Source organism: Nocardia kruczakiae NBRC 101016 (genome assembly GCF_001612965.1).
Classification (GTDB): domain Bacteria; phylum Actinomycetota; class Actinomycetes; order Mycobacteriales; family Mycobacteriaceae; genus Nocardia; species Nocardia kruczakiae.
Window position 1 is genome coordinate 113,862 of record NZ_BDBL01000006.1, and the last position, 23,410, is coordinate 137,271.

Consider the following 23,410-nt stretch of genomic DNA (forward strand, 5'->3'; position numbering starts at 1 on the left):
TCATCCGGCGGGTAGCCGTTTCGCCCCTCGTTACGACCGGTTTCAGTGCACGGAGACGGGTGCATGCGACTCGGTCGAATGTCCCCGCAGGCGACCGATCAGGGAGACCGGGTCCGTCGGCGCGGCATCGCCCCGCCAAACGACATGCTGGTCGGGACGTAGTAGCACTAGATCGCGCTCGTCGAGGGCGTGCGCGTGGTCGTCGCGAACATCGACCACCTCGAAGGGGACACCCTGATCGGCGGCAGCTTCGGTCAGTCCCTCGACATCCCGATCGGCGAAGCGGAGCAGCGTGAAGCCGGAGCCGAACAGATCGAACAGAGCTCTCCCGTCCTGGAGGAAGACGCTTGGTGGACGCGTCCCGGGCCACGCGCCCGGCGTGTAGACATCCATCCGCTGGGCGGGACGTTGTCCGCCCGCTTCGTAGCAGATCACAGGTGATTTGTCGTACCGGTAACCGAGTTCGATTCCCAGCGCCTCATTTTCCAGGTTGCCGAGGTCGCAGATATGACGCCCCAGGCGACGCCGAGTTCTGTCACCGAACCAGCGCTCACTGTGCATGCCGGTCCAGTCGCTGGTCATGATCGCGCCGCGCACAGCGAAGTGCCGGGCGGCGGCGGTCCGGTTGCGGAAGGCGATCGCGCGGCGTTCGGCGATGCGGCAGCATCGGTCGACCGGTGCCCCGGCGGCGACGAGGCTGTCTGCTTGGCGGGTCTGCCTGCGCCGGACGCCGCCAAGAGTTTTGGCGCTCCCCAGCCGTGGATCTGTGCGGCAAGCGTCCACTCGAGACCGACCGCGTCGCCGGCACCGGTGGTCATGCCATAGCCGCCCGTCGGCGGCACCTGATGGACGGCGTCACCGGCCAGCCGGACGCGGCCTCCGCCGAAGGAATCGGCGACGGTCAGCCTCCTCTCCTCGATGTCCACGCTGTACTGGAACGACGGATGCCACCCGGGCCGCGAGTGTTCACGATTCTCGGCGAAACAGTACGGAGCCGACTCGCGGCGGGCGTGGACCTCCCTCGACGAGGAAGAAGAATGGAATCCGGTTATCGCACTCCCCGGGCGCAGCAACCTCGGATCGGGCCGGCACTGGCATTTCTTGACCGTGCAATTCTGGATACTCACCGCCGGCGTCTCCGTACTGGCAGTATTCGCATCGGGATACTGGCGCTACCTGATCCCCACCGACTGGGCGATCTTCCCGCAGGCCGTCCGCGACATCGGCACCTACCTGCATTTCCAGCTGGCATTGCAACTGCCGGGAGAACCGTTCGGCGCAGCGCAAAAGCTCGCCTACTGCGCCGTCGTGTTCGTGCTCGCACCACTTCAAATCGCCTCCGGCGCCGCAATGTCACCTGCGGTACTGGCTTGATTCCCTTGGTACGGAAAACTTTTCGGCGGCAAGCAGGGTGTACGCAGTATACCTTTCCTCGGGCTGTGCGCCTTCGCCGGATTCGTCGTCGTGCAAGTGCTGATGGTGATCGTGCACGGCATCCCCAGCGACCGCCAACCGGATCCTTCGCATACCGGGCACCATGCCGCCGCCCCCCGAATATGACAAGTGCTGGGCAACAATCCATACGCTGTCCATCGGGTGATCCAGCGTTCTGGCCTGCGTCGGCGGGGTCGAGGGCCATGACGGCGAGATCGACGCATTTCAACGCGGCTTAGGTGCAGTGGGTCACCCCAGCACAAGACCCCCGTCGTGATGGGGCGCTGGCAAACACCTGATCGCTGGGACTGTAGGAAACGCGTAAAGAAACCCTGTGAGGGGCCGGCCCGCGGGCGCGGTTGTGCAGGATGTCCCCGAATGACCTGATCGGTCATCGGATCTGTTAGACCATGGGTGATTATGTCGAAACAGGAGCGCGGGATGCGGATGGTCCGGTTCGGTGTCGCTGCAACGGCCGCAGTGGTCTTGCTGACCGGCTGTTCGAGCCATACGCCGCAGGCAGAGGTGCGCCAAGCTGTCAACTTCGGTTGAATGGTGGATCTGGCACAAATTTGGTGATCGTGGAGGTCGGTTGTTCACTCGCTCAACAGGATTCGTTTTCGCAGAAGGTCGGTTTTGGCGCGGCCGAACATCTGTCGTTTGAGCATCTTGATGCGGTTGACGTGCCCCTCGACGGTTCCGCTGCTCCACTTCATGGTCAGGCCGGCGGTGACCGCGTCCTGGTCGCGGCGCAGTCCTCGGACGAATGAGTGCAGCGCCGGTTGATCGTCGGTGTCGACGGCGGCCATCCACTGCTCGAGGTCTCGACCGCGCCGTTTGGTCATGATCTCGGCGAAGGCGCGGACGTGCCCGGTCAGGGCGGCAAGGTCCGGGCTGGCGGCCAGGATCCGGTCGAGGACTACTTGATGCTCGGTAGCGAGGGTGGCGGGGTTGGTCATGATCCAAGCGACGACCTTGCGGACTGCGGGCGGCTTGGCAGGCGTGACCGGGACATGGGTGAAGGCGCGGAAGGGCTGCAGGTAGTTGCGCACCAGTTTCTCGCTCCCTTCATAGCCGCGCTCCCGGATTTCGGTGAACAATTCGGTCGCGTTGGTGCAGCCCTCGTTCCAGCGTCGGCGTAGCTCGGGTTTGTATGGGTCGAGGATGCTGACGCGGTATCCGGTTCGGTTGTTGACCAGCAGTTCCTCGGGCGAGGCAGCACGAGCGAAACGGCGGGTGGTGCCGCGAGCCAGCCCGAGCTCGCGGCCGATGGCCAGGATGCTCGCCCCCTGCGCCAGCAGTGCGTGGACCTCGCTCCAGCGTTGGCGTGTCCGCACCGCGGTGCGATCCTGCCGCTGCTCGGGTGCGACCGGCCCGCAATGTATTTCGGTGATTCGCTCGGTGATGTCGCACTGTTCCTGCGGTTCGGGCTCGGGTGTGACGACCGCGGCGGGCAAGACTGCGCGGTGGCGTGCCACGGTGCGTTCGACCGCCTCGCCGAGGTTGCGCCAGATATGCCATCGGTCCGCGACTTGCACCGCGTCCGGCGCTCCTACCGCGGCGCCTTCGGCGTATGCGCCGGCGCGGTCACGGCAGACGATCTCGACTCCCGGGTGCTCTCGTAGCCACGCCGCGAGAGTGTCGGCGGTTCGGTCGGCAAGCACGTCGATCGGGCGGCGGGTCTGCATGTCGATCAGGATCGTTCCGTAGTTGTGCCCGCGACGCAGAGCGAAATCATCGACACCCAGCACCCGCGGCACCGTGACCGGAGGATCAGGCAGAGCCCGGATCTGGCGCAGCAGCGTCATCCGGCTCACAGTGGCGGCCAAATGACGGGTCAATCGTGCTCCGGCGCGGCCGCCCAATGCCAACCCGACGGCGCACAACGCACGTTGCAGGATCAGCGTGCGGCGGGCGTGGCGAGCCGCCAACTGTGGTACTTGTTCGGCGAAAGTTGTTCTACCGCAGTCGGAGTTATCGCAAAACAGCCTGCGGACCCGCAGTCCGATCACGACTTCCCGGCCCGTGATCGAGGTATCCGACAACCGCCTCTGATACCGGCTGTGCACCCGGCCCGACAGCATCCCGCAGCCCGGACAACCGACCGGATCGCCACCGGTGACGACGTCGATCCGCACTGTCGAACCGGCCGCACGGATCACCTCGACCCGCAGACCATCCAGATGCGGAAACAGGACACTCATCGGACCAAGATCAGAGCACCCGCGACATCATGAACTATCAACCGCCCCTTCGCATCCCGAAGCTGGTCAATCACGAAGTCTGTGCCAGATCCAGTCTTCAGGCGGAAGCGACACAAGCTGTGGACCCGAATTTTCTTGCCGGGTGCGGGCCGGTGGGGGAGCCTGCCATTGCGCAGGCTGTCAACAGATTGACGGCGACGAAGCAGTCCTCGCCGACCATCTGTGCCTGGGTCGCACCGGGTCCCGATACCGACACCGTCGATGTGACCTACGCCTGGCTTTCCAGTGACACACTAGCCCGCGAACTGCAGATCGCGCAGCGGTCCGGTTACCAGGTGGAGAAATTCGTGGTGAAACGCTTTGCCGGCTTCTACTGGCACGATTCCCGCGATCCCGGCAACTGCGGCGCCACTGCCGCTGATACCGGTACGGTCACCTGGTGGGTGCGAAACCACTCGCACACAACCCATCCCGACGATCCGTGCGCAGCAGCGATGACACTGATGCAGCGGACACTGCTGATCGACGGCACGTGAGCTATGCGATCCGCATAGGCGAGGATCGGCGCCGACTCCCCATCGGGGTCATTTCGCCTATTCGGTGATGGGTAGGGCAATCTTCACCTCCACCAAGATTCCTGTGATGACCGACTGCACATCCGCACCCGGCTCGTCGCGAGCCAGTCGGGCGATCCCACGAATCGTGGACTGTGCATATCGACGTGCGGGCAGGCACCGTCCTCGTAGGTGAGCAGCGCGTGGCCCGCACCGAGTCCGAATGCGTACGACCTGGTGCACTGTCAGTGTCTCGGCTGGAACCTTTTACAGGCTCACAGAAAGCCGTGGGCTGCTGTCAGAGGCCTTCCCTGGGGCGCCCCTGAGTGGGGATGTAATGGTGATTGTCGTACACCAGCGGCCGACGGTGGAGGGTCGTGTGATCTGTCCCCCAACACTCGTGCACTGTTCTGTTTGACCTGCAGGTATCCAGGGTATAGCTCGCCGTGGTGGCTAGCACTGGAGCTGGAGGAACGGCTGTGCACGGGTTCACCGCGACAGCGTTGACAGGACTCCGCGTTTCGAAGCTTCGCCATGGTGCGCCCCGAGCACCTGCCGAGCGACGGCGAGGCCGGATTCGGGGGCGTTGCACCGAGCTGGCATGACTCGGTGTTTCGTAGACGGCAAAGGACGACAGTGACGGTGCACGACTCGAGCTCCCGCTCCAAACAGGATACGGCCCACAGCGATTGGGTCGGCCAGCCTCACCCACAGGACGAGCCGAACGTCATCGCCGAAGCGGAGGCCCAAGCGTCGGCGATCCGCAGCGAAAACCATCCGCTGGGCCGGATCGGTGCCCGCATCGACCGCCGATCCCCGTTCATGATGGGCATGCTGGCCTCCGCAGGGGTGTTGGTCACTGTCGCTGCCGCGGAGACGATCCTGGCCGTGCGCCAGGAACTTCTTCTGGTGCTGGCGTCCCTGGTGTTGGCGATCGGGATGGAACCGGCGGTGTCGTGGCTGGTTAAACACCGGTTCCGGCGAGGCTTGGCCGTCGCGACGGTGGGCTTGGCGGTCGCAGCCGCGGTCGCCGGGTTCCTCGCTGCCGCCATCCCCGCACTCATCGACCAGGGGCGCGCGTTGGCCGACAACGCGCCAGCACGTGTGCGCAGCCTGGAAAGCAAATATCCTCAGCTGCGCTCTGTGGGCGAGCGATTTCATCTTGATGAGAAACTGCAGCAAGGCATCGGCGGCAACGGCGGCGCGGACTTGGCGCAGGGAGTTTTGGGCGCCGGGAAGATTGTCTTCGGTGCTGTCACTGCGACGGTAATCGTCGCGGTGCTGGTGGTGTATTTCTCGGCGAACTTCCCGCTGTTACGCGCCAACCTCTACCGGCTCTTCCCCCAACAGCGGCGCCCCCGCGCCATTTTGATCGGCGACGCTATCTTCACGAAAGTCGGCGGTTACGTCCTGGGTAACCTGGTCATCTCGGTCATCACAGCCGTGCTCACCTTCATCTGGCTGTCCATCTTCGACGTCCCCTACCCGGTGCTGCTGGCCGTGCTGGTTGCCATTCTCGACCTCATCCCTCTGATTGGATCCACCCTCGCCGGAGTCATCATCACCGCAGTCGCGCTGACAGTGTCTTTGCCGGTTGCGAGCGCCACGCTCGGGTTCTTCCTGGCACTGCGACTGGTGGAGGACTACCTGCTTGTCCCCCACATCATGGGACGCACCGTGGAGGTCCCCGGTGTGGTGACGGTCGTGGCCGTGGTGATCGGCGGCGCCCTGCTGGGAGTGCTCGGCGCTTTACTGGCGATCCCCGTGGCGGCCGCCGTTCTGCTGCTCGTACGCGAAATACTGTTCCCGCGCCTCGACAAGACCGTCCCTTAAGAGGCCTGCGGTGGCTGTGGACAACGCTGTTTCCATCGGGGACGCCCGGCCGGTGAGGGCCGGAGCGTCGGCAAGATTTGCTTGTGCATGGACAGGGTCTTGACAGCGACGACACAGCGGCGCAGTCGGTACTGCGGTGGAGTCGTTCCGGTTCTGGTTCGCCACGCGGCATTGGGAGTGGTCGGAAGAGATGTATCGGATGCACGGCTACAGCCCGGGGGCGGTGGAGCCGACGACCGAGCTGCTGGACTCGCATCGGCATCCCGATGACCATGATGATCTCGTCGCCCGGATCGTGCGGGCCGGCGATGTCGGGCAGTCGTTTTCCAGTCGGCACCGCGTGCTCGACACCGCCGGTGTGGTTCACTCGGTGATGTTGGTCGCCGGCCGCATCTATGACGACAGCCGGGCGGTGGTCGGGACCGCGGGTTTGTACGTCGATCTGACCGATACTCTCGCCGAGAACGAACGCGACACCTTTGGCGGCGCTGTTGCCTGATGGGCTCGAGCATCGTGCGGTGGTCGAGCAAGCGAAAGGTGTGTTGATGCGCATGTATCGCACCGACGCGGCGCAGGTGTTCAAGGTGCTGGCGTCGCGGTCGCAGGAAACCAACACCAAGATCTGGTATCTGGCTACCCGGCTCGTCACCGAACTGCCCACCCTGCCGGAAACGCAAACGCAGACGTTCACTCAGTTCGATCATCTGCTGCTGACCGCCCACACCCGCGTCCGCTGCGATCCACATTGAACCAAGAACACACCACCCACAGCGGCCGGCCGTGGTGGCTGGGTTTAGAGGGCGGCGGTGGGGTGGTGCAGGTCGGGGTAGACGGTTTCGGTATAGGTGCCGTTGAGGCGGCTGCGGCAGGTAACCAAGTAGGCCACGACCCGGCCGCGATGGTGCCGGTCGTGGATGAGGGCGGCGACGGTGCCGGTGAGCCGAATCGCGTCGGGGGCCAGCGGTGTGGCGGGGCGGCCGTGGCGATCGGCCCACCACTCGATCACATCGCCGAGCGCGAACACATTCCCCATAGAGCGACTATTCCACTCCTCCGGCTGCGGTGACGAGGGCGTTCAACGATCAATCTATTCGACTCGCGGACCTGCTCACGATTGCCTCCGTCCCCTCGCGATGACGCTACGGGAAATCCCGCACGGCTAGCCTTATCCGGTGTCAGTCGGGAAGTTGGCGCAGCCCGTGCAATTTCAGGCACATGTCATCCATGAGCCCCAGGATCGTGCGCAGTGCCGCTCGGCCGGAGACCGGGCCGACCAAATGAGTGAGCTCGGGATGTTCGGACACGGTGGCCCGCAGTTGGGGGAAAGCGGCACACGCGCGCTCCGACAGCGCACCGTCAATGACGAACTCGTATCTGTGGGCTTCCATCGTGCTGCACCTCCGTTCCAGCCGCATCGTGCACATACAACTCTGGGAAAATGGTGCTGTGGGGGCCTCACCTGAAGCGGGTGAACCTCACGCTGCGGACGTTCGTGGCGGTGCGTCGCGGCGGCCGAAGTTTTGGTGTGGCTCGCCCACGCGTTGGTGCCTATTTCGCCTCGGTTCCAGGAGGAGGCGAGAGCCGAGCCGCTGCACTGTGGCCGACAGCTGCCGGTGCGAGTGGGAGCTCGGCGCCGTACGCGTCATTTCTTCGGGCAGAGCCCGGACTGCGTCGGGAGGCTCAGCCGCGCGGCGGGCGGGCGCCGAGACAGCCGGTGCGGGTAGGTTGTGTGGCGCTCAGCGTTTCCACAGCAATGTTTCGTGACACTGGGCGTGTGTCTGCGATTGTCGATGTCCTGCGTGGGTTGGTGGATGAGGTCCGCACCGAATCATCGAGCGCGGAAGTCGGGGTGGGTGCGGCCGCTGTCGCAACGGCGGTCCTCGTCGTGTCGGTCCTCCTCGGCCGGGGTGGCGATTCGTCGGTCTGGGGGAGCCGGGTCGGGTGGTCTGCGTTGCGGGCGGCGGTGGTTGCGGCGTTGTTCGTGGTAATGGGGGTGCAGGTCGCGGCTTCTGGATGGTTAACCGGTGCCGATACGGCGACGTTGCAGTGGTTCGTCGACCACCGCGACGGCACCGCTACCGCACTTGCGCGCGTGATCACCGATCTCGGCAGTCCAGTCGGTGTGGCCGCTGTGGCGGTGGTTGTTTCCGGGGTATCAGCCTGGCGCAGCCGAAGTGCTGTTCCGGCTGTATTCGTCGTCGGCGCAGTCGGTTTCGCTGCCGTTGTGAGCACGGTGACGAAGGATGTGGTCGGTCGTGCCCGGCCGCCGGCTGTGCTGCATTTGATGGCCGAATCGGATTTCTCGTTCCCTTCGGGGCACACCACGGGCACCACGGTGTTGGTCGGTGCCGTGCTGGTCTTGTATGTGCTGGCCCGGCCCAGGCGTGCGCGCACGGCGCTGGCGAGTGTCTCGGCCGCGGTGATCGTGGCGGTGGTCGCGGCCACACGGTTGTATCTGGGAGTTCATTGGCTCAACCGACGTGGTCGGGGGCGCGGTCCTCGGGACGGCTGTCACACTGGCGGCGACGACAGTGCTGCTCTGGTTGTCTCCCACCACTGCAGGTGGGCGGTGCCGGCGGTCTGGACAGGACACAGGGCCCATCGCTTCGCCGGATCGGCGACGCGACGGTGTCCCTGGTGTGCGAAATGGCGTTCAGGGTGAGCTGGCTGTGTCCGGCAGCGCAGGGGCCGAGGAAGGGAGCTGATTCGTGCGTGTTCTCGTGGTCGACGACGAGATATCGCTGGCCGAGACCTTGCGTCGGAGATTGCGGGCGGAGGGGTTCGTGGTGGCAGTCGCCCATGACGGTGTGGAGGGCCTCGATCTCGCCGTGAACGGGGGGTTCGATGTGGTTGTGCTCGACATTATGCTGCCGGGGCTCAACGGCTACGAGGTCGTGCGTGAACTGCGGAAACGGCGTATCTGGACGCCGGTGTTGATGTTGTCGGCCAAAGACGGCGACTACGACATGGTCGATGCCTTCGATCTGGGGGCCGACGACTATCTGACCAAACCGTTCTCCCCTATCGTGTTGACCGCTCGTCTGCGCGCGCTGCACCGCCGGGGCAGCACCGAGCGGCCGCCGGTGATCACCGTCAGTGATCTGTCGCTGGATCCCGGCCGTCATCGCGTGCATCGTGGGGAGCAGCACATCGAGCTCACCCCACGCGAATTCGCGGTCCTCGAATACCTGATGCGCCATCCCGGTCATGTCGTCAGCAAGAGCGACATCTTGCGTGCGGTGTGGGACACCAACTATGACGGTGACGCCAACGTGGTCGAGATCTACATCGGGTACCTCCGCCGCAAGATCGACACACCGTTCGGCCGCAGCAGCATCGAAACTGTTCGCGGTGTCGGCTACCGGCTTCGGGAACAGTAGCCCGGGCCGGGGCGGGTCTCGAGCCCGTCGTACCGACCCTGACCATCTGGAACGCGATCATCTGTGAGGGTGCGTTGTGGGCTCGGCGGCCGGCTCCGGCTCCCGTGCGGGGGCCTGTTCGCGGTCTGCGGTCAGGACCGGTTCGAATTCGTTGGCGGACCGGTCGCGGTGTTGCTGCCAGTGGGTGAAGGCGATACCGAGAACCAGGATCACGAGCAGGACCGCGGAGGTGCCGTAGGTGCCCAGGCCCAGCCCGCCGGAGGTGCGCGGTTTGGACAACAGGTCGCCGCCGGTGGCGCCGAGGGGGCGGGTGAGGATGAACGCGATCCAGAACAGCAGCGGGCCAGGAATTTTCGTGAAGTAGTGCGCAGCCAGGATGGCGGCCATGATGGCGCCGATCAGCAGGGCGCTTCCCCAGTAGCCCAGTCCGGAGCTGTCGGATAGGAAATCGCCGGTCGACGTGCCGAGGGTGTTCGACAGCAGGATCGCGGCCCAATACAGCAGTTCACCGCGGAAGGTGGTGATGTTGGTGACGTCGTAGGTTTGGCCGCTGAATTTCCAGATGATGAACACGATCGCCAGTCCGGCGATGAGGATGGCCGCGCCGGCGCCGTAGCCGAGCCCGCCGTCGGTGGAGGTGCCGTGGCTCGGCCCGCGGTTGATCAGATCCGACATCGTGGTGCCCGCGGTGCTGGTGGCGGCGATCACGGTCCAATACAGGGCGGGATGGAAGCGGCGGGCCCGCAACTGCGCGAGCAGACTGACGACGAAGATCGCCAGGAACACCACCGTGGCAGCGACGTAGCCGAGTTTCAAGGTTTGCGAGATCATGTCGCCGCCGGTCTCGCCCAGGGTGGTCGCGGCGATCTTGAGCACCCAGAACATGACGGTGATCTGCGGCAGTTTGTAGTGGGTGAACGCGTTGTCGGTCTGCGCTGTCATGGAGGTGGCGTTTCCTTCATCGTGGCGGGCATCCGGGGCGCACAGTCTGCACGGCCCTGCTGAGAAGACGTTGTAAAGATGGCACGGCGGTGGAGGTCGTGTGCGAATCAGAGTGATCGGGTGGGCAACAACGGTCGAGCTCCGAAGCTCAAGGAGTCGGCGTGTGTCTGGCGTTCGATATGAGTCAGCGATTCGGCGAGGTGAGTGCAGTCGTGGTGCTGGGCGATGAATTGCTGTGCCCAACAGATGGTTTCACGGTTGCGCCATCGCGGGCATTGGATGGCCAAGGCGCCCGCGGTGTGCAGGATCGCGATCAATGCGCGCGTGGAGTCCTCGGCGGGCTGGGCGTCGAACAGCGCGCGTTGCAGTGAACAGCGCAGCGCCTGCTTGCCGGGCAGGTCGGCGGTGGGCCATGTCGTGCGCCAGATCACGCCGCCGAACCGGATCCGGTCGCGGCGCACCCGGCCGGCGGCGTGCAGTGCGTCCAGCGACCGCCGGCGAAGCCGCCGCGGTGGCACCGTCGGCCGGTAGTTCGCTGAGCCATGGGCGTTGTCGGCGAAGGCAGCGACGGCCAAGGCGCGGCTGGCGGTATGCCTGTCGACCAGTAATCGACCGGTGTCGTCGTCGAGCAGCAGCCACATCAGATCGTGCGAAACCGAGGTCATGGCCACCACTGTGGCGCGGGGCGGCTGTGGAATCGCTGAGAGGCCGTGGCGCGCCGGTGATCTCTCATCGGGCGGTTCGGTCCGGCCGCGCGTCGACGGCGCCGACCGAACCGGCTTGCCGGCGTGAACGGCGTCGCAGATACAGCATGGCCGCAGTCACGATCGAGGCACCGGCGACCGACGCGACGGCATAGCTCGGGCCGCGCAGGAGATCTTCGACGTGGTGCCAGTTTGCGCCCGCGAAGTAGCCGGCGATCGCGAGGGCTGCGGTCCACGGCAGGCAGCCGGCCACGGTGTAGATCCCGAACCGCATCGCGGGCATCTCCGCGATCCCGGCGGGCAGCGAGATGAACGTGCGAATTCCGGGTAGCAGCCGGGCCCAGAACACGGCCGCGCGGCCGTGCCGGTCGAACCAATCCTGCGCCCGTTGAACTTCTTCGGTGCGCAGCAGTACGTAGCGTCCCCACCGATGCAGGGCAGGACGGCCACCCCAACGGCCCGCCAGCCAGGCGAGATAGCTTCCCGCGACATTGCCGAGCGTGCCGGCCACGATCACGGCCACCACATTGAGGTGCGCACCGCCGGCCGCGCCGGCTGCCAGCGCGCCGCCGAGCAGCATCGTCAGTTCCGAAGGGATCGGAATGCACGCCGATTCGGCCACCATCAGCACCACGATGGCGACGAGTCCGTAGGTGAGGATCAGATGTTGCATTCGAACAGGGGGCTTTCTGCAGACACAAGTCGGTCGGGGCACGCCAGCGCGGACGAACCCCGCCCGGCGCGATGGGCCGACACCGGATGCGGTGTCGACGCCAGAGTGCCAGCGATCGGCTGTGATCACGCTGAGAGCGAGGCGCGAGAACCTGGATCGATCACCCACAATTGCGGAGGTCAGGGTGTCACCAAGACGGACGGAGTCGGTATGCGGCGGCCACGGTGGGTCAGCGAGTGCCTCGAGGCGTTGTGGCCGCCGACGCGGTGGGGTTTGCGGCTGCGCTCGGCTCTGGTCGCCACCGCGGTCATCACCGTGGTGCTCGGGTTCGGGGCCGCAATCATGTTGTGGCTGCTGTATCGATCGCTGATCGGCACCGTCGACACCGCAGCCACCGCCCGGCTCGACGACATCACCGCACAACTGCGCACCACCGCGCCCGCCGCACTGAATCCGGCGTTGCTTGCACCGAATGGTTACGTCGAGATCGTCGAAATCATCGACTCGTCGGGGCGAGTGCTTCGATCCTCCCCCCGCGCCGGTGACTATCCGGCCCTCGTACCGAACGCGGAGACCGTGGTCGGTCAGTCGCTGGGGGGTAATTCGGACCTACGACTGTCCGCACGCCGGGTCGACTCACCGGCCGGGCGGATCACAGTAGCGGTGGCGGCCGATATAGAACCGGTGGAAGACACACTGGCAGAGGTAGCGATCGCGCTGGCTGTCGGTGCCCCGGTCGTGGTAGCGGTCGCTGCAGGAGCAACCTATACGCTGGTCGGCCGTTCGCTGCGGTCGGTGGAGGCGATCCGATCCCGGGTCGCGGGGATCGGCAGCACCGACCTGTCCGAACGGGTGCCGGTGCCACCGGCGCGTGACGAGGTCGCCCAGTTAGCCGTCACCATGAACGAAATGCTCGGCCGCATCGAGGCCGGCCACCTCGCCCAGCGCCGCTTCCTCTCCGATGCCTCCCACGAGCTGCGCAGCCCTCTGACCACCGTCCTCGGCGGTCTCGAACTGGCCCGCGACCATCCCGCGGCCTTCGACACCGATCTCGCCGCCGAGACCCTCCTCCCCGAGGCCGAACGCATGCGCTACCTCATCGACGACCTACTCACCCTCGCCGCCGCCGACGAAAACGGTCTCCCCGTCCACGCCACCGATGTCGACCTCGACGATGTCGCAGCCATCGCACTCGACGCTGTCGGGGGCCGTGACCACGTGACGATAACCAAGAATCTGCGTCCGGTGAGGATCCGCGGTGACGCCCGCTCACTGACCCGGGTCGCACGAAATCTTCTCGGCAACGCGCTCATTCACACCCACTCGATCGTCGAAATCCATACATCCCGGACCCCGCCACGCGCGGAGCTGATCATCGACGACGACGGACCGGGCATCCCGGTCGCCGAACGTGAACGTGTCTTCCAGCGATTCGTCCGCCTGCAGGACGACCGCGGCCGCGACAGTGGCGGCACCGGCCTCGGGCTGGCGATCGTCGCCGAAATCGTTGCTGCCCACCACGGCACAGTCACCATCGGTGACTCACCCTACGGCGGGACTCGCGTCGTCGTCGGCCTGCCCTTGGCCCTCGAGGACTGATCGCGCGCACCAATGGCTATAGCCCGTTGGGGCAGTTCAGAAGGGGAACTGGGTGCCGTATGCGGTGGTCTGAGCCAATCCGTGGGCGGTGGACATCGATGCGGTGACGAATGGGACGGCCGACACCGGTGAGGCGCACTGGGAGATGTTCAGTGCGGCGTCGTTGAATGTGATGTGGTAGGGGAAGGCGGCTTTGCCGTCCAGAGTGGCCGTCGCCGTGCTCACGGTGGTCACTTGTCCGGGTGTCAAGGTGCCCGACAGGCTCTCCGACAGGCCCAGCGACCCACCGAAACTCGGGCCCAGGCTGACGCTTGGCGGGCTGACCGACACGCTCGGCGGGGTGAGTGTGAGACTCGGCGGGCTGGGGGTGCCGGCCGCAGTGGGCGTGGGAGAGGTTGCGGCGCTGGGCGCGGCGACGCTGGCGCTCGGCGGGCTCGCCGACGGGGAAATGCTGAGGTTCAGTCCTTGGTTCGGTGAGATGCCGACGCTGACACCCCCGGCCACGTTGATGCCGCAGCCGAGGAGAAACCCCGCCACGGCTTGACCGGATGCGATCGAGCCGCCGTCGACCGAGACCGAATAATCGCCGGATACCTGCACCGCGTGCGAGAAGGTCATCAGGTAGTTGGGAGTCCGGTCACCCGGCGGATTCACCCCGATATGGTCGACCGAGGCCGTCAGGTGGATTCCTCTATCGGAGAGGTCGCCTCCAGGTTGCTGGGCGTGGCCGAGTTCAGCGCGGCCGGACCACAACACCAGCGCGGCTACACTTGCCGCGACCGCTGCGGTCGCGACGAGCAGGGGTAGTCGCATACCGAGATCCTGTTCTCGATGACGTGCACCGCGTGCGATATCCGGCAGCAGATCCGAAAGCAGTTGTCCGCCGACGAGCTTAACGGTGAGGGTGGTGCCGCGCAGGGTTGCTGGACCGCGCGTGTCGATGCTGAGTTGGTGGCCGATGACAGTTGCTGAGCCGGCCCGGGGTCGGTCGCCGGGCCCACTTCCGGGTCGCCAATGGGGTCGACTTGATCGCTCTCATCACTTTCGGTGGCGTCGCAATCGTGGGAGGGGGACTGGTGAACCTACTGACCAGGCAGGGACTGCGGGCAGCCTGCAGCGTCGCGGCGCGCGTCGTTTGGTGCGCCGACACTCTTGTCCATCGGGTCGATCTGTCGTCGTGTGTCGACAGCATTCGTTGTGCGTTCTGCTTGATCTCCGTGACGGTGCTCAGTTCGACACCCGCCGCCTGCTCACTCGAAGCGGCAAGCGGCACGTAGTCACCGCCCGAATCCGGTCAGGGCGCGATCGACGTCGTAATAGGCCCTGGACGAGTGCTGCTGCTGTTCCGGACCGACCGAACGCCTCGCAGGGGTGACCTACTCGTGACTTCCTGGTCGACTGGCGGACTGTTATCCAGCGCAGCCTGCGGAGTGAGTTCGACTGCGCAGCTTCCTAACTCGCACACCGCGCGAGGTCACCGACTGGAGCGGATGCTCGATCCCGCAGAGAATCCGGCATCAACTCGTCCGCCGACGCCATCCAATGACGCTGCCCTGCGGCTCGCTACGAGCGGTGCACATTGTCGCTGATGTCGTTCTCACCTTTCGGGTTGTGCTGTAAAAATGTGGGGCGCATGTTCTTTCGTTCCGTCAAGCGGTGCTTTGCCGCGGCGAGGTCGGAGAGTGCGTGTTGGTCGGTTGGGCATGTCGGCTCGCCAGGTCGGGGCACCGTAGACGCGGGCACCGGTGTTCGCGCCGCACGGATCTGGAGAACGCGTGTTCACGATGGAAGTCGCCACCAAGGACGTGATCGGACTCGTCGAGTCCACCGGCTGCGCCCGAGCCTGCGATTTCGATGTTGCCCGCATCGTGGTGACCCTGCAGGCCTTGGTCGGGGATTGGGACTTCGACGCTATCGACCGTGCCACGTTCTGGGCAGTGGTCGCCACCAATATCAGGTGATTCCGGCGATGCTTGTGCGAGGTGGATATCGCGGGGTCGTGGTCTATACCTCGATTTGGGATCCCATGATGATGGTGCGGTCGCGGGGGAGGCCGAAATAGTCGGCTGCGTCGGCGGTGATGTAGGAAGTGGCGATGAACAGGCGTTTGCGCCACGGGGCCATGGTGGGGGCGGTGCCGCGGCGGAGTTCGATCGTGGACAGGAAGTAGGTGGCGTTGTCGAGATCGAGGGGGCCTTCGGTGTCTCGTTCGTCGACGAGCGCGAGAGCCCGTGGTACGTCCGGGGTTTCCATATAGCCGTAGCGGGCGGTGACGTGGGTGATGCCGTCGTCGGGCGGTCCCAGCGGGTCGGTCGCGATCCGCTCGTCGTCGCAGATGCGCGGCACCGGCTCGGTCTCGATCGACAGGATCACGATGTGGCTGTGACGAACGTGGTTGCGTTCGACGTTGGCGCGCAACGCGAGCGGCGCGGTGTCCTTACCGCGGTTGAGGAAGACTGCGGTGCCGGTGACTCGTGTTGTGGGGGGAGTGCCTTCGGTGAGTTCGTCGACGAATCGTCGCAGCGATCCTTCCCGCCGGAGGCGTTCGGCGGTCACGATACGACGTCCGTGCTGCCAGGTCGTCATCACGGTGAACGCGGTCAGCGCGATCAGCAGCGGCAGCCATGCGCCGTGCGCGAACTTGGTGAGATTGGCTGCCACGAACAGGATATCGACGGACAGCAAGGGCAGGGCCGCGGCGGCGAGAATCCAGCGGGGGATGTGCCAGCGGGCGCGCGCGACATAGAAGAACAGCAGAGTGGTGATGGTGATGGTGCCGGTGACGGCCATGCCGAAGGCGAAGGCCAAGGCGGTGGAGCTGCGGAAGGCGAAGACGAGGGTGAGCACCGAGACCATCAACAGCCAGTTGATCCAGGGAACGTAGATCTGGCCGATCGTGGATTCGGACGTGTGGGCGATGCGCAGCCGAGGTAGGTATCCCAATTGGGCGGCTTGGGATGCGACGGAGTAGGCCCCGGTGATCACGGCCTGCGATGCGATCACCGTAGCGGCGGTGGCCAGCAGAACCAGCGGCAGTCGTGCCCAGCCGGGTGCGAGCAGAAAGAAAGGGCTGCTGATGTTTTCGGCATGTTCGAGAATCAGTGCGCCCTGTCCGAGGTAGCTGAGCGTGCAGGCGGGAAACACCAGGATCATCCAGGCGCGGGTGATGGAGCGCCGCCCGAAATGGCCCATGTCGGCGTAGAGCGCTTCGGCGCCGGTGACCGCGAGCACGATTGCGGCGAGTGCGAAGAACGCGGTGCCGAAATGCCCGGCCAGAAATCCCAGCGCATATGTGGGTGACAGTGCTTGCAGGATGCGCGGTTCGCGCGCGATGCCACCGATCCCGCAGGCACCGATCGTGACGAACCAGACGATCATGATCGGGCCGAACAGTAGCCCGACTACCGTGGTGCCACGACGCTGAACCAGGAACAGCGCCACGATGATCACCACCGTCGCCGGGATGACCACGTCCTTCAATGCCGGTTCGACAACCTTGATGCCCTCGACCGACGACAGCACCGAGATCGCGGGCGTGATCATGCTGTCGCCGAAAAATAGTGAGGCGCCGAAGATTCCGAGCGCGGCCAGACCGACGGCCGTTTTCCGTCCGTGTGGTGAGCTCCACCGGCGCAGCAGAGTGATCAGCGCCATGATCCCGCCCTCGCCGTCGTTGTCCGCGCGCATCGCCAGCAGCACGTAGGTGACGGTGACGATGATCATCACCGACCAGAACACCACCGACACGATGCCGAAGATGTTGTCGGTGTTCACCGGTACCGGGTGCGGATCGCCCGGGTCGAAGACCGTCTGCAGTGTGTAGATCGGGCTTGTTCCGATGTCGCCGAAGACAACTCCCAGGGCGCCGATCATGACACTCCACCGCGCCGTATCGCGGCCGCTGGGGTGAGGGCCCTCCTCTACTTCGAATGCCGGTCCGCCGCCGATGGTGCCTTTCGCGCCTGCCATCCTGCTCCTCCACACCACCCTGAAATCCCGTCGGACGATACCGCGCACCGGGTCTGGTACGAATCAACGCGGCGGTGGCCCGTCAGAAGGCGCCGTTCGGGGAGTCGCCGCCGTTGGGAATATCGGTGTCACCGAACAGGCCGCTGTTTCGGTGACCGTCCCGACTACCGTCATCGCTGTCAGCCGTGCCTGTCAGGGCGTCCCCGTAACTGCTGTCGTCGCCGAGAATTCCGGAGCCCGGCGATTGCCCATCGTCCGGGTCGTGGTGGTGGTGGGTCTGGTCGGCCAGCATCGAAAATGCTACCCATTGCCCGGCGCTGAAGGTGTCGGCGCGGCCGGTGCTGGCGGTGTTGCCGGACTGGGCGTTCCACGCGGCGTGATCCAGGGTGCTGTCACCGCGCAGTTGGCGCAGACGTCGAGATTCGGATCGGACGATCATGACCACGAGCAGCGCGACGAGAGCGACAATAATGACGATCGCGATCGCGGTATCCATGTGGCAAGAATGGTCGCTCAGGCGCGGTTGGGCAACGCACGCGCCGTGGACCGCGCCTGCTTCCTCGGCCCGTCCGGCTTTGCGCACTTCTACAGAAGGACCTCATCGGTGCAACCGGGGGCCTGCGCGGATTCGTGCAGTGCGATCCATACCGGGAAGTGCGACAGCGCGGTAACAGCGCGCCGGCCTCGGGTGGTGAGTGTGAAGCGTTGACGGGTGCAGTGGTTGTCCCAGCTTCCGGGGTCGTGGCCGATCACCAGTCCGAACGCGGCGACGGGGCGCAGGGGCAGCGATGCCGTACGTCCGGAGCATCGCAGCGTTTGGGCGAGTTCGGTCACGGTGAGCGACGCCGTGGACAGAGCCTCCAAGGATTCCAGCGCGAACGGTCGTTCGGCGGGTAGCCGCAGCTCGCTGAGCTCCAGCCCATATGCGTGCTCGGACATCTCGACCTCTTCATCGTCGATATGGGTGGGTTTCGTTTTCTGAGCATCGGCCGGGTGCAGGGCCGCCGGGAGACCCATTGACGGAAATCGACGGGCGTGGGCGGAGACCTTTGCGCGGTTCTTATCGCCGCCGGTGACGAGAATTGTTGTGATGGTGGGAGAGATGGTCGCGTGCGAGCGGCGGCCGGGGAGTGACCGGATGGCGGTGTGCTGTCGGAGCGCGGAAGGCCCGGTGGTGAGGATGGCTTGGTATTTCGCGGGCGGGGCCGGGGCGCAGTGGGCTGGTGCGCTCACGGCGGCGCCGGGCCATGTTCCGGTGTACAGCACGATGCAGGTATGGATCGGGACCGGGGTGGTCCTGCTGATAGTGGTGGCGATGCTCGCGACGATCGGCTGGATCATTCGGCGTGCACACCCCGCAAAGCGTCCCCGGCGCGGTGTGTACAGACGCTCGTGACGGCCGGGCTGGACGTCCCCGCAGCGAGTCGATGTGGCCGGGGGTGGTGAACGTCGAAACGCCCACCACCCCCGGACTGTATCGGTCAGGCGGTGATTTGCTGGAAGATCTTGACTCCGACGAGTGCGACGGCGATGAGCAGGTAGCCGCGCAGGGCGATCATGCCCGCGGCGCGCAGTGGGGAGAACGCCGGTCGCGGGAGGGTGTCGAGGGCGGGGGTGCGCCATGTGCCGCGGTCGTGGTCGCGAATCTGGTTGCGTTCGGCGCGGGTGAGGGCGGTGTCGTCGAGTTCTTCGATCTGGTCGGGATCCACACCACCGAGTTCCGCGGCGGTGCGTTCGGCCGCGGCGCGATCGGCGCGGCGTTTGCCGAGCGCGAGCGCGCCCCCGCCGAGTACACCGACGAGCGCGCCGGCACAGAAACCGAATTCGAGGGTGGCGGTGGAAATGTCGGGGAACAACGTCGCCGCGGTCAGTGCCAGCGACAGCAACACCAGCGACCAGACGATGACGGCCGCGACAACATTCTGGCGGGTGGTGTTGACCCACGGGCCGAGGATGGCCTTGTCGTTGCACAGCAACACCAGGAACACGGTGGCCGACGGCAGCAGCACACCGGCCAGTGCCTGCACGCCCTGGGTCAGTAGCCCGAGTACGTGGTCGGGGCTGAACGACACCGCCGCGGCGATGGCGAGGAGGAATGCGTAACCGGCGTAGAACAAAGGTGCTTGGCTGATCTTCCAGTGCAGCGAGTGCCGCCGGCCCAGGGTGTCACCGAGAGCGTAGGTGGTGGCCAGGCCGACCGCGTTGGCGCCGACCAGTGAGGCGTCGAGCAGCAGGATCGCGAACAACGCCCCGGCGGCCGGACCGATACGGTCGTGCAGGCCTCGGGCGACCGCGCCGGCGTCGGTGAAGCTGCCGGCGGCTTCGGGGGCGAGCCCGAACGCGGCTGCGGCCATGATCGCGATGGCTCCGGCCATGACGACGACGATGCCGACCCACAGGTCGATGCGTTCGTAGCGGATCCAGCGGGGGGTGATGCGCTTGTCGACGATGTTGGACTGCTGGAAGAACAACTGCCACGGCGCGACGGTGGTACCGACGATCGACACGATCAACAGCAGCAGAGTCGAATTCAGGCCGCCGGGGAACGACGGAACGATTCCCGCCGCGGTGGTCGACACGCTCGGGTGGACCATGAAGGCCAGGGGGAACATCACGATGTCGACAGCGATGAGCGCGAACAGGAACCGTTCCCAGCGCCGGAACGACCCGCCCGCGACCACCGCGAACAGCAGCACCGCGGCCAGCGGAACCGAGATCGCGCGAGGTATCCCGAAGTAGTTCAAAGCCATTGTGACGCCGACGAATTCGGTGACGATCGTCAAAGCGTTCACCACGAACAGGTCGCCGACGCTGAAGGCGCCCCAGAACTTGCCGAACCGGGAGAAGATGAGCCGGGCGTGCCCGGCACCGGCGACCGCGCCGAGGCGCACGACCATCTCCTGGTTGACATACAACACCGGAATCAGCAGCGCGAGAGTCCATACCAGCGCCATGCCGTAGTTCTGCCCGGCCTGGGCGTAGGTCGCGACACCGCCGGCGTCGTTGTCACCGACCATGACGATCAACCCGGGGCCGAGGACGGCCAGCAGCATGGTGAATCGCTGCCGGCGGGTGCGGCCGTCGGCGCTCTCGTGCTGCCCGATCCGGCCGAGCGCGCCGACGATATCGCCGACATGAGCACTGTCGGCGATAGCGGTACCGGTGGAGATAGTGGGGGTGCGGCGGGTCGAGCTGCCAGGGAAGAAGGCCATCGCCGTTCCTCGTTTCGAACATCGTGGACGCACGACGCTGTCGAGCGCAGGGCGGGTGGACGAACTGGTGAGCGGGCGCACCGGCGGAGAGCGCCCGTGCGCCCGGTGAAATGTTGCGGCGGAACAGGTTTCGTCGTTCCACCGGACGTGCCTGCTACCGGTGGTAGGAATGCGCGCCCAGGGATGCGGTGACCACGGCGGGGGGCGTGTGGGCGAGTCGCAGGTTGTGCCGCTCTTCGGGGGTGAGGTGGTAGCGGGCGCGGACTCGACGGGCCGAATCGGTGAGGAAAGCGGTGAAGCTCATGACATGCTCCTTGACAAGAAGAGCCAGCGAGCTACAGCGGCAACCGGCACACACCAGCCGCGCACAGGCTGTTCGGGCACGGCGGATTGCCGTGCCCGACACGATCGGGTGCGGTGGGCTCAGGCGATGGTGGCGCCGCAGCAAGCTGGGAACGAAACAACGGTTCGAACCGAACTCGGATACGGACTATCTCCGGGTGGCATCTCGTCCCTCACCTCCTTGCTGCCAGGACGCACGCGCACGTCACAACTTCTGAAACAACAGCCAGGGATGCATCGTCGCGAGAGCGAGCGATGGGCACCCCTCTCGTCAGAGCTTCGGCACTGTAGGACGTATCCCCTTGCGGGAGAAGCCACTTCGGATCATCCCTTAATCCGGAAAGATCTGTCCTAATCCTGGGCGTCTCTCGACGTCGTCGGATCAGTGGCCTGTGTTCATACAGGAGCCTCGCCTAGCGAGGTGCTGACCGAGCAATTGTGCGTCCCCAGGGCATCGGTGTCAACCGAGGTGATCCACGCCATATCCGCAGCCAAAGCTGTTGCGCATGCCTCGGACTCACCGCAACGATCAATCTGCCCCACCTGCACGCCGAGCTGGCGGTTACCGGCCCGGGCATCCATGTCAAAGCCAGCGGGGTGGGCATCGTCGTACCGACCCGCTACCTTTACCACGTCGACGTCGGCGTCGACGTCGACGTCGGCGCTCTCGCTGGCGCACGGCTCATCGCCAGCGCACTGGACGCCACCGGATTGGTCGTCAACACCTGCGCAAACCCACCGGTACTACGACGAACGCGACACCGGCAACACCACCGGCACGGCGACCCCGAAAGCGGGCGCGAAGACGTCGCTCCGCGAGGGCGTCAGGAGACCGTCAGCCTCGACCGCTGAATGCTGGGCAGCGAATCCTGAGTGTTTTCGCGAGCGCTCCAGCGAACTCGGATGTGTCCAGAATCCCCTCACGCCTACCGAGTGCTGCCGTGTGGGCAATCGACATCACAGCGAAGTGCCCTACCGGGCGAAACACCCCTCGGGCGGCGCGTGAGCAGAACACCCCGCGCCTGGAACTGGCCCGGGTTCGGCCGGTTCCGGCGCGGTTTCGGTGTGGTGCGCGTGTGGCTGTCCGGGCCACTGCGTGAACCCTGCAGATCGCCATGCCTCAGAATCTAGTTTCGTTCCCGGTGATGGGCGAGGAGAATGGCAGGCCACGCGCTTCGGCCGCCCTGCTTTCCCAGCTCACCTGGGTTACCGAGGTTTGCAACCCTGGTCGATCGACCGGTGCCCGGGGTCGGCTTGGGTTACCGTCATGGTGTCCAGGTCGGGTGGAGAGGGCAGAACGTGGCATCGACAGTGCGCCTGCGTGGTCCCGTCCGAGCGCTCGCCGAGCGGATACGTTTGAGCCGTGCCGAATGGTTGCGGCTGGCCGCGATCGTGGGCGTGATCATCGTTTTGCATGTCCTGGGCTGGTTCACCCTCGTCGCGTTCGTCGCACCGCGAAACTTCAGCCTCGGCGACAAGACCCTGGGGATCGGGGTCGGATTGACCGCCTACACCCTCGGGTTGCGGCACGCATTCGACGCCGACCACATCGCAGCGATCGACAACACCACCCGCAAACTGATGAACGACGGGCAACGGCCGCTGTCGGTGGGGTTCTTCTTCTCCCTCGGCCATTCCACGGTCGTATTCGCACTGGCATTGCTTCTATCCGTGGGCGTGAAGGCGATCGTCGGGCCGGTCGACGACGACTCCTCGGTGCTGCACCACTACACCGGTCTGATCGGCACGACCGTGTCGGGCACATTCCTGTATCTGATCGCGGCCATCAATGTGGTTGTGCTGATAGGCATCTTGCGGGTTTTCCGCCGTATGCGCGCCGGCGACTACGACGAGGCCGAACTCGAACACCACCTCGCACACCGCGGACTGATGAACCGGATCCTCGCACCGGTCATGCGTTCGATCACCGAACCGTGGCAGATGTATCCGATCGGCGTGTTGTTCGGCCTCGGCTTCGACACTGCCACCGAGGTCGCGCTGCTGGTGCTGGCCGGCACCAGCGTAGCGGCCGGGCTGCCCTGGTACGCGATCTTGTGCCTGCCGGTCCTGTTCGCCGCCGGGATGAGCCTGCTCGACACCATCGACGGCAGTTTCATGAACTTCGCCTACGGCTGGGCCTTCGCCCAACCGGTACGCAAGGTGTACTACAACATCACCATCACCGCCCTGTCGGTCGCGGTCGCACTCATCATCGGCACCATCGAGCTGCTGGGGCTGGTCGCCGACCAATTCGGCTGGAACGGCGGAGTGTGGGACTGGATCGCCGGGTGGGACCTGAACCTGGCCGGCTACCTTATCGTCGGCATGTTCGCCCTCACCTGGGCGATCGCGCTACTCACCTGGCGCTACGGCCGAATCGAAGAAAAATGGACCGCCGCACCGCGCCCACACCCTAACACCGCCGACTAGCACTGGAAATTTGAACCGATGCGCGCCCATCATTCCGGGCAGCGCCTCAGACGTGGGCACCGGTTCCGTCGGAAACCGTCGACAGTCAGTGCCCCCGTTGTCGGGCTTGGCGCCGGTAACGAATTCGAGCTGAC

Annotated in this window: 25 protein-coding genes and 1 riboswitch; of the genes, 11 read left to right on the forward strand and 14 right to left on the reverse strand. The window is 65.5% G+C overall.

Annotated features, from left to right (window positions below):
- Window positions 1-42: 42 nt before the first annotated feature.
- Together NK1_RS06455 and NK1_RS35570 are read right to left on the reverse strand one after the other, a co-directional pair.
- A complete protein-coding gene (locus tag NK1_RS06455) occupies window positions 43-582 on the reverse strand; it encodes an aromatic-ring hydroxylase C-terminal domain-containing protein (protein ID WP_157104109.1) in 540 nt (179 codons plus the stop codon).
- The gene (locus NK1_RS35570; protein WP_245660370.1) at window positions 579-926 is read right to left on the reverse strand and encodes an FAD-dependent monooxygenase; all 348 of its coding nucleotides are present in this window, start codon (window positions 924-926) and stop codon (window positions 579-581) included. Before NK1_RS35570 ends, NK1_RS06455 begins: the two co-directional genes overlap by 4 nt.
- On the opposite strand from NK1_RS35570, the gene NK1_RS35575 reads away from it, so the two are divergent.
- Window positions 919-1,374 carry a cytochrome b/b6 domain-containing protein gene (locus NK1_RS35575; protein WP_063007650.1) on the forward strand — a complete coding sequence of 152 codons (456 nt, stop codon included), beginning with the start codon at window positions 919-921 and terminating at the stop codon, window positions 1,372-1,374. The genes NK1_RS35570 and NK1_RS35575 overlap by 8 nt on opposite strands.
- A gap of 656 nt (window positions 1,375-2,030) precedes the next feature.
- On the opposite strand, the gene NK1_RS06465 is transcribed toward NK1_RS35575, so the two are convergent.
- Window positions 2,031-3,638 (reverse strand): ISL3 family transposase, encoded by a 1,608-nt coding sequence (locus tag NK1_RS06465; protein WP_063007651.1) that lies wholly within the window; start codon window positions 3,636-3,638, stop codon window positions 2,031-2,033.
- A 29-nt stretch (window positions 3,639-3,667) separates the two neighbouring features.
- On the opposite strand from NK1_RS06465, the gene NK1_RS06470 reads away from it, so the two are divergent.
- The 4 genes from NK1_RS06470 to NK1_RS35585 all read left to right on the forward strand — a co-directional run bounded on the left by NK1_RS06470 (window position 3,668) and on the right by NK1_RS35585 (window position 6,774).
- Window positions 3,668-4,174 carry a DUF3558 family protein gene (locus tag NK1_RS06470; protein ID WP_084460632.1) on the forward strand — a complete coding sequence of 169 codons (507 nt, stop codon included), beginning with the start codon at window positions 3,668-3,670 and terminating at the stop codon, window positions 4,172-4,174.
- Between the two features lie 654 nt (window positions 4,175-4,828).
- Entirely contained in the window at window positions 4,829-6,025 is a 1,197-nt protein-coding gene (locus NK1_RS06475; protein ID WP_439955932.1) for an AI-2E family transporter, read from the forward strand.
- A 199-nt stretch (window positions 6,026-6,224) separates the two neighbouring features.
- A complete protein-coding gene (locus NK1_RS35580) occupies window positions 6,225-6,524 on the forward strand; it encodes a hypothetical protein (RefSeq protein WP_245660371.1) in 300 nt (99 codons plus the stop codon).
- Window positions 6,525-6,570: 46 nt separating this feature from the next.
- Window positions 6,571-6,774, forward strand: coding sequence for a hypothetical protein (locus NK1_RS35585; RefSeq protein WP_245660372.1), 204 nt, complete (start codon window positions 6,571-6,573; stop codon window positions 6,772-6,774).
- A 44-nt stretch (window positions 6,775-6,818) separates the two neighbouring features.
- On the opposite strand, the gene NK1_RS06485 is transcribed toward NK1_RS35585, so the two are convergent.
- Together NK1_RS06485 and NK1_RS06490 are read right to left on the reverse strand one after the other, a co-directional pair.
- Window positions 6,819-7,058, reverse strand: coding sequence for a hypothetical protein (locus tag NK1_RS06485; protein ID WP_063007653.1), 240 nt, complete (start codon window positions 7,056-7,058; stop codon window positions 6,819-6,821).
- A 142-nt stretch (window positions 7,059-7,200) separates the two neighbouring features.
- Complete coding sequence (locus tag NK1_RS06490) at window positions 7,201-7,413, reverse strand: DUF8691 family protein (protein WP_063007654.1); 213 nt, start codon at window positions 7,411-7,413, stop codon at window positions 7,201-7,203.
- Window positions 7,414-7,754: 341 nt separating this feature from the next.
- On the opposite strand from NK1_RS06490, the gene NK1_RS33485 reads away from it, so the two are divergent.
- Both NK1_RS33485 and NK1_RS06495 read left to right on the forward strand, forming a co-directional pair.
- The gene (locus tag NK1_RS33485; RefSeq protein ID WP_157104110.1) at window positions 7,755-8,687 is read left to right on the forward strand and encodes a phosphatase PAP2 family protein; all 933 of its coding nucleotides are present in this window, start codon (window positions 7,755-7,757) and stop codon (window positions 8,685-8,687) included.
- A 46-nt stretch (window positions 8,688-8,733) separates the two neighbouring features.
- Window positions 8,734-9,405 carry a response regulator transcription factor gene (locus NK1_RS06495; protein ID WP_063007655.1) on the forward strand — a complete coding sequence of 224 codons (672 nt, stop codon included), beginning with the start codon at window positions 8,734-8,736 and terminating at the stop codon, window positions 9,403-9,405.
- Window positions 9,406-9,462: 57 nt separating this feature from the next.
- Here the strand turns inward: NK1_RS06495 and NK1_RS06500 are convergent, their stop codons facing one another.
- The 3 genes from NK1_RS06500 to NK1_RS06510 all read right to left on the reverse strand — a co-directional run bounded on the left by NK1_RS06500 (window position 9,463) and on the right by NK1_RS06510 (window position 11,724).
- A complete protein-coding gene (locus tag NK1_RS06500) occupies window positions 9,463-10,347 on the reverse strand; it encodes a COG4705 family protein (protein WP_063007656.1) in 885 nt (294 codons plus the stop codon).
- A gap of 107 nt (window positions 10,348-10,454) precedes the next feature.
- A complete protein-coding gene (locus NK1_RS06505) occupies window positions 10,455-11,012 on the reverse strand; it encodes a GPP34 family phosphoprotein (protein ID WP_063007657.1) in 558 nt (185 codons plus the stop codon).
- 64 nt (window positions 11,013-11,076) lie between these two features.
- Window positions 11,077-11,724: a DedA family protein gene (locus NK1_RS06510; RefSeq protein ID WP_063007658.1), complete on the reverse strand. Its 648-nt coding sequence runs from the start codon at window positions 11,722-11,724 to the stop codon at window positions 11,077-11,079.
- A gap of 210 nt (window positions 11,725-11,934) precedes the next feature.
- On the opposite strand from NK1_RS06510, the gene NK1_RS06515 reads away from it, so the two are divergent.
- Window positions 11,935-13,323 carry a sensor histidine kinase gene (locus tag NK1_RS06515; RefSeq protein WP_063007659.1) on the forward strand — a complete coding sequence of 463 codons (1,389 nt, stop codon included), beginning with the start codon at window positions 11,935-11,937 and terminating at the stop codon, window positions 13,321-13,323.
- Window positions 13,324-13,359: 36 nt separating this feature from the next.
- Here NK1_RS06515 and NK1_RS06520 read toward each other — a convergent pair whose 3' ends face one another.
- Window positions 13,360-14,136, reverse strand: a complete 777-nt coding sequence (locus tag NK1_RS06520; RefSeq protein ID WP_063007660.1) for an MspA family porin — start codon at window positions 14,134-14,136, stop codon at window positions 13,360-13,362.
- A gap of 962 nt (window positions 14,137-15,098) precedes the next feature.
- On the opposite strand from NK1_RS06520, the gene NK1_RS06525 reads away from it, so the two are divergent.
- Complete coding sequence (locus tag NK1_RS06525; protein WP_063002717.1) at window positions 15,099-15,284, forward strand: hypothetical protein; 186 nt, start codon at window positions 15,099-15,101, stop codon at window positions 15,282-15,284.
- Between the two features lie 43 nt (window positions 15,285-15,327).
- Here NK1_RS06525 and NK1_RS06530 read toward each other — a convergent pair whose 3' ends face one another.
- The 5 genes from NK1_RS06530 to NK1_RS34920 form a co-directional block, all read right to left on the reverse strand.
- A complete protein-coding gene (locus NK1_RS06530; protein WP_245660378.1) occupies window positions 15,328-17,196 on the reverse strand; it encodes a potassium transporter Kup in 1,869 nt (622 codons plus the stop codon).
- A 178-nt stretch (window positions 17,197-17,374) separates the two neighbouring features.
- A complete protein-coding gene (locus NK1_RS06535) occupies window positions 17,375-17,788 on the reverse strand; it encodes a hypothetical protein (RefSeq protein ID WP_063007661.1) in 414 nt (137 codons plus the stop codon).
- A gap of 89 nt (window positions 17,789-17,877) precedes the next feature.
- Complete coding sequence (locus tag NK1_RS34240) at window positions 17,878-18,633, reverse strand: hypothetical protein (RefSeq protein WP_157104111.1); 756 nt, start codon at window positions 18,631-18,633, stop codon at window positions 17,878-17,880.
- Window positions 18,634-18,773: 140 nt separating this feature from the next.
- The gene (locus NK1_RS06550; protein WP_063007664.1) at window positions 18,774-20,504 is read right to left on the reverse strand and encodes an NRAMP family divalent metal transporter; all 1,731 of its coding nucleotides are present in this window, start codon (window positions 20,502-20,504) and stop codon (window positions 18,774-18,776) included.
- A 154-nt stretch (window positions 20,505-20,658) separates the two neighbouring features.
- Window positions 20,659-20,808: a hypothetical protein gene (locus tag NK1_RS34920; protein WP_167354233.1), complete on the reverse strand. Its 150-nt coding sequence runs from the start codon at window positions 20,806-20,808 to the stop codon at window positions 20,659-20,661.
- A 294-nt stretch (window positions 20,809-21,102) separates the two neighbouring features.
- Window positions 21,103-21,274, reverse strand: a riboswitch (M-box (ykoK) riboswitch).
- Window positions 21,275-21,284: 10 nt separating this feature from the next.
- On the opposite strand from NK1_RS34920, the gene NK1_RS34245 reads away from it, so the two are divergent.
- Together NK1_RS34245 and nicT are read left to right on the forward strand one after the other, a co-directional pair.
- Window positions 21,285-21,698 carry a hypothetical protein gene (locus NK1_RS34245; protein ID WP_157104112.1) on the forward strand — a complete coding sequence of 138 codons (414 nt, stop codon included), beginning with the start codon at window positions 21,285-21,287 and terminating at the stop codon, window positions 21,696-21,698.
- Between the two features lie 447 nt (window positions 21,699-22,145).
- Window positions 22,146-23,276, forward strand: coding sequence for a Nickel transporter NicT (nicT, locus tag NK1_RS06560; protein ID WP_063007666.1), 1,131 nt, complete (start codon window positions 22,146-22,148; stop codon window positions 23,274-23,276).
- Window positions 23,277-23,410 lie beyond the last annotated feature (134 nt).

What these genes read in the sequence shown, in the direction of transcription:
- NK1_RS06455 (WP_157104109.1), bottom strand. Translation starts at nt 582, where the DNA reads ATGACCAGCGACTGGACCGGCATGCACAGTGAGCGCTGGTTCGGTGAC.
- NK1_RS35575 (WP_063007650.1), top strand. Translation starts at nt 919, where the DNA reads ATGTCCACGCTGTACTGGAACGACGGATGCCACCCGGGCCGCGAGTGT.
- NK1_RS06465 (WP_063007651.1), bottom strand. Translation starts at nt 3,638, where the DNA reads ATGAGTGTCCTGTTTCCGCATCTGGATGGTCTGCGGGTCGAGGTGATC.
- NK1_RS06470 (WP_084460632.1), top strand. Translation starts at nt 3,668, where the DNA reads ATGAACTATCAACCGCCCCTTCGCATCCCGAAGCTGGTCAATCACGAA.
- NK1_RS35580 (WP_245660371.1), top strand. Translation starts at nt 6,225, where the DNA reads ATGCACGGCTACAGCCCGGGGGCGGTGGAGCCGACGACCGAGCTGCTG.
- NK1_RS35585 (WP_245660372.1), top strand. Translation starts at nt 6,571, where the DNA reads ATGCGCATGTATCGCACCGACGCGGCGCAGGTGTTCAAGGTGCTGGCG.
- NK1_RS06485 (WP_063007653.1), bottom strand. Translation starts at nt 7,058, where the DNA reads ATGGGGAATGTGTTCGCGCTCGGCGATGTGATCGAGTGGTGGGCCGAT.
- NK1_RS06490 (WP_063007654.1), bottom strand. Translation starts at nt 7,413, where the DNA reads ATGGAAGCCCACAGATACGAGTTCGTCATTGACGGTGCGCTGTCGGAG.
- NK1_RS06500 (WP_063007656.1), bottom strand. Translation starts at nt 10,347, where the DNA reads ATGACAGCGCAGACCGACAACGCGTTCACCCACTACAAACTGCCGCAG.
- NK1_RS06505 (WP_063007657.1), bottom strand. Translation starts at nt 11,012, where the DNA reads ATGACCTCGGTTTCGCACGATCTGATGTGGCTGCTGCTCGACGACGAC.
- NK1_RS06510 (WP_063007658.1), bottom strand. Translation starts at nt 11,724, where the DNA reads ATGCAACATCTGATCCTCACCTACGGACTCGTCGCCATCGTGGTGCTG.
- NK1_RS06515 (WP_063007659.1), top strand. Translation starts at nt 11,935, where the DNA reads ATGCGGCGGCCACGGTGGGTCAGCGAGTGCCTCGAGGCGTTGTGGCCG.
- NK1_RS06520 (WP_063007660.1), bottom strand. Translation starts at nt 14,136, where the DNA reads ATGCGACTACCCCTGCTCGTCGCGACCGCAGCGGTCGCGGCAAGTGTA.
- NK1_RS06530 (WP_245660378.1), bottom strand. Translation starts at nt 17,196, where the DNA reads ATGATCGGCGCCCTGGGAGTTGTCTTCGGCGACATCGGAACAAGCCCG.
- NK1_RS06535 (WP_063007661.1), bottom strand. Translation starts at nt 17,788, where the DNA reads ATGGATACCGCGATCGCGATCGTCATTATTGTCGCTCTCGTCGCGCTG.
- NK1_RS34240 (WP_157104111.1), bottom strand. Translation starts at nt 18,633, where the DNA reads ATGATCCAGCCGATCGTCGCGAGCATCGCCACCACTATCAGCAGGACC.
- NK1_RS06550 (WP_063007664.1), bottom strand. Translation starts at nt 20,504, where the DNA reads ATGGCCTTCTTCCCTGGCAGCTCGACCCGCCGCACCCCCACTATCTCC.
- NK1_RS34920 (WP_167354233.1), bottom strand. Translation starts at nt 20,808, where the DNA reads ATGAGCTTCACCGCTTTCCTCACCGATTCGGCCCGTCGAGTCCGCGCC.